The sequence below is a fragment of the Mitsuaria sp. TWR114 genome, assembly GCF_007997345.1.
Genome location: NZ_VOSR01000341.1, coordinates 1 through 4,284, shown reverse-complemented (window position 1 = coordinate 4,284; position 4,284 = coordinate 1). Strand labels below are relative to the sequence as shown.

Below are 4,284 nucleotides of genomic sequence, written 5' to 3'. Positions count from 1 at the left end.
GCCGCCGATCGCGGCCATCGCGAACGCCCCTTCCAACCCCGTGTCCAGCGGGCGCGGGGACCACAAGTCCGGGGCGGCGTCCGGCACCGGGCCTCATGCTTTCCCCCAGCCTGGCATCGGCCCCTGTCCCAGGGCGCCGGCCTGCCGCAACCCCGGTGCGCGAGCACCTGGCCGCCATGAACGCACCGCATCTGCTGATGCCCGCCGACCCCGCGATGGCCGGCGACGTGACCCCGACGCCCACGCCCGCCGCCCGGCTGCGCGAGATTCCGTACAACTACACGTCCTTCTCCGATCGCGAAATCGTCCTTCGCCTGCTCGGAGCCCGCGCGTGGGAGCTGCTGGACCAGTTGCGCGGCGAGCGCCAGACCGGGCGCTCCGCGCGCATGCTGTACGAGGTGCTGGGCGACATCTGGGTGGTGCAGCGCAACCCCTACCTGCAGGACGACCTGCTGGACAACCCCAAGCGGCGCGAGGCGCTGATCGGCGCGCTGCGGCATCGCCTGGGCGAGGTGCAGCGCCGCCGCCATCCCGAGGACGACGCCAAGCGCGACGCCTGGGTGGGCGAGCTGCTGACCGCGGCCGAGGCCGCCGTGGCCGCGTTCTCCCACCAGTTCGAGCAGGTGGCCGAGCTGCGCAAGCGCGCGGTCAAGGTCTTCGCGAAGACGACGGCGAAGGACAACATCAAGTTCGACGGCCTGTCGCGCGTCTCGCACGTGACCGACGCGACCGACTGGCGCGTCGAGTACCCCTTCGTCGTGCTGACGCCCGACACCGAGGCCGAGATGGCCGCGCTGGTGGCGGGCTGCTTCGAGCTCGGCCTGACGGTGATCCCGCGCGGCGGCGGCACCGGCTACACCGGCGGTGCGGTGCCGCTGGTCTGGAACAGCGCGGTGATCAACACCGAAAAGCTCGAGGCCATGCGCGGCGTCGAGATGAAGACGCTGCCGGGTCTGGACCGCGAGGTCCCCACCATTTGGACCGAGGCCGGCGTCGTCACGCAGCGCGTGTCCGACCTGGCCGAGCTGCACGGCTTCGTGTTCGCGGTCGACCCGACCTCGGCGGAAGCCTCGTGCATCGGCGGCAACATCGCGATGAACGCCGGCGGCAAGAAGGCCGTGCTGTGGGGCACGGCGCTGGACAACCTCGCATCGTGGCGCATGGTCACGCCGGACGCGAAGTGGCTGGAGGTGGTGCGCGTCAACCACAACCTCGGCAAGATCCACGACGTCGAGGTCGCGAGCTTCGATCTCCACTACTACGACGCGACCGGCAAGACGCTGGAGCGCACCGAGCGCCTGGACATCCCCGGTCGCACCTTCCGCAAGGAAGGCCTGGGCAAGGACGTCACCGACAAGTTCCTGGCCGGCCTGCCCGGCATCCAGAAGGAAGGCTGCGACGGCCTGATCACCAGCGCGCGCTGGATCGTGCACCGCATGCCGGCGCATGTGCGCACGGTCTGCCTGGAGTTCTTCGGCAACCCGAAGGAGTGCGTGCCGTCCATCGTCGACATCAAGGACTTCATGTTCGGCGAGATGAAGAAGCCGAACGGCGCGATCCTCGCCGGCCTGGAGCATCTGGACGACCGCTACCTGAAGGCGGTCGGCTACGCGACCAAGAGCAAGCGCGGCGGGCTGCCGAAGATGGTGCTGATCGGCGACATCGTCGGCGACGACGCCGATGAGGTCGCGCGTGCCACCAGCGAGGTGGTGCGCCTGGCCAATGGCCGCTCGGGCGAAGGCTTCGTCGCGGTCAGCGCCGACGCGCGAAAGAAGTTCTGGCTGGACCGCAAGCGCACGGCGGCGATCTCCAAGCACACGAATGCGTTCAAGGTGAACGAGGACGTGGTGATCCCGCTGCCCCGCATGGGCGAGTACACGCTGGGCATCGAGCGCATCAACATCGAGCTGTCGCTGCGCAACAAGCTGGCGCTCGTGGAGGCGCTGCGCGCCTTCTTCGCCGCCGGCAACCTGCCGCTGGGCAAGAGCGACGACGCCGGCGAGATCCCCAGCGCCGAGCTGCTCGAGGACCGCGTGCAGCAGGCGCTGGCCCTGCTGGACGAGGTCGGCGCGCAGTGGCGCACCTGGATGCAGGAGCTCGACGTCGAACGTGACGGCGAGCGCTCGTTCTTCGAGCAGCTGCAGGACTACACGCTGCGCGCGAGCTGGAAGCGGCAGATCCTCAAGCCGCTGCAGGACGTGTTCGCGGGCGCCTCCTTCGCGCCGATCCTGGCCGAGTGCAAGCGCATCCACAAGGAGGTGCTGCGCGGTCGGGTGTGGGTGGCGCTGCACATGCATGCCGGCGACGGCAACGTGCACACCAACATCCCGGTGAACTCCGACAACTACGAGATGCTGCAGACCGCGCACGAGGCGGTGGCGCGGATCATGACGCTGGCGCGCTCGCTGGACGGCGTGATCTCGGGCGAGCACGGCATCGGCATCACCAAGCTGGAGTTCCTCAACGACGAGGAGCTGGCGGGCTTCGCCGGCTACAAGGCCAAGGTCGATCCGGAAGGGCGCTTCAACAAGGGCAAGCTGCTGCGGCCCGGCACCGGCGGCCATGGCAGCCAGCACACCTTCGCCGACCTGACCAATGCCTACACGCCCAGCTTCGGGCTGATGGGGCATGAGTCGCTGATCATGCAGCAGAGCGACATCGGCGCGATCAGCGAGTCCATCAAGGACTGCCTGCGCTGCGGCAAGTGCAAGCCGGTCTGCGCGACGCATGTGCCGCGCGCCAACCTGCTCTACAGCCCGCGCAACAAGATCCTGGCGACCTCGCTGCTGGTCGAGGCCTTCCTCTACGAGGAGCAGACGCGCCGCGGTGTGTCGATCAAGCATTGGGAGGAATTCGAGGACGTCGCGGACCACTGCACGGTGTGCCACAAGTGCGTGAATCCGTGCCCGGTGAAGATCGACTTCGGCGACGTCACGATGAACATGCGCAACCTGCTGCGCAAGATGGGCAAGAAGAGCTTCAAGCCCGGCAACGCGGCGGCGATGTTCATGCTCAACGCGACCAATCCGGAGACCATCAAGATCGCCCGCGCGGCGATGGTGGGCGTCGGCTTCAAGGCGCAGCGCGTGGCCAACAGCCTGTTCAAGCGCGTGGCGCGCAAGCAGACCAGCGCGCCGCCGGCGACGGTGGGCGTCGCGCCCGTCAAGGAGCAGGTGATCCACTTCATCAACAAGAAGCTGCCGGGCGGATTGCCGAAGAAGACGGCGCGCGCGCTGCTCGACATCGAGGACAAGAACTACGTCCCGATCATCCGCAACCCGCAGAAGGCCTCGGCGGATGCGGAGGCGGTCTTCTACTTCCCGGGCTGCGGCTCGGAGCGCTTGTTCAGCCAGGTCGGGCTGGCGACGCAGGCGATGCTCTGGCACGCCGGCGTGCAGACGGTGCTGCCGCCGGGTTACCTGTGCTGCGGTTATCCGCAGCGCGGGTCGGGACAGTTCGACAAGGCCGAGAAGATCATCACCGACAACCGGGTGCTGTTCCATCGCGTGGCCAACACGCTGAACTACCTCGACATCAAGACGGTGGTGGTCAGCTGCGGCACCTGCTATGACCAGCTGCAGGGCTACAAGTTCGAAGAGATCTTCCCGGGCTGCCGCATCGTCGACATCCATGAATACCTGCTGGAGAAGGGCATCCAGCTCGATTCGAAGCAGGCGTATCTCTATCACGACCCCTGCCACTCGCCGATGAAGCTGCAGGAGCCGATGAAGACGGTGAAGGCGCTGGTCGGGCCGGAGGTGATGAAGAGCGAGCGCTGCTGCGGCGAGAGCGGCACGCTGGGCGTCACCCGGCCGGATGTGTCGACGCAGGTGCGCTTCCGCAAGGAAGAGGAACTGCGCAAGGCCGAGGCGCAGCTGCGCTCGGCGGGGAAGGTGGGGGCGCAGGAGAACCTGAAGATCCTGACCAGCTGCCCGTCGTGCCTGCAAGGCCTGAGCCGCTACGGCGGGGACCTGCAGAACGGGTTGCTCGAGGCGGACTACATCGTGGTCGAGATGGCCCGCAAGATCCTCGGCGAGAACTGGATGCCGGAGTACGTGGCCAAGGCCAACAACGGCGGGATCGAGCGCGTGCTGGTCTGACACGGCTGGCGCGGCAGGACACGCCCCTCACCCCAACCCTCTCCCCGCAAGCGGGGAGAGGGAGAAGTTGCCGCCGCGGCTTGCAACCAGCGCGCTCGCCCGATGACTCCCTCTCCCGCAAGCGGGCGAGGGTGTTCTACCGAGCAGGCGCCGCTGATGCATTACCCCCTCTCCCGCTTGCGGG

The 4,284-nt window shown here is 67.9% G+C and carries 1 protein-coding gene; it reads left to right on the top strand.

Going from position 1 to position 4,284, the window contains the following annotated elements; translation table 11 throughout:
* Nucleotides 1-197: 197 nt before the first annotated feature.
* Complete coding sequence (locus FUT87_RS13445; RefSeq protein ID WP_404935403.1) at nucleotides 198-4,100, top strand: DUF3683 domain-containing protein; 3,903 nt, start codon at nucleotides 198-200, stop codon at nucleotides 4,098-4,100.
* Nucleotides 4,101-4,284 lie beyond the last annotated feature (184 nt).

Bases quoted from the DNA above. Each gene is read 5' to 3' on its own strand.
- FUT87_RS13445 (WP_404935403.1), top strand. From the start codon at position 198: ATGCCCGCCGACCCCGCGATGGCCGGCGACGTGACCCCGACGCCCACG.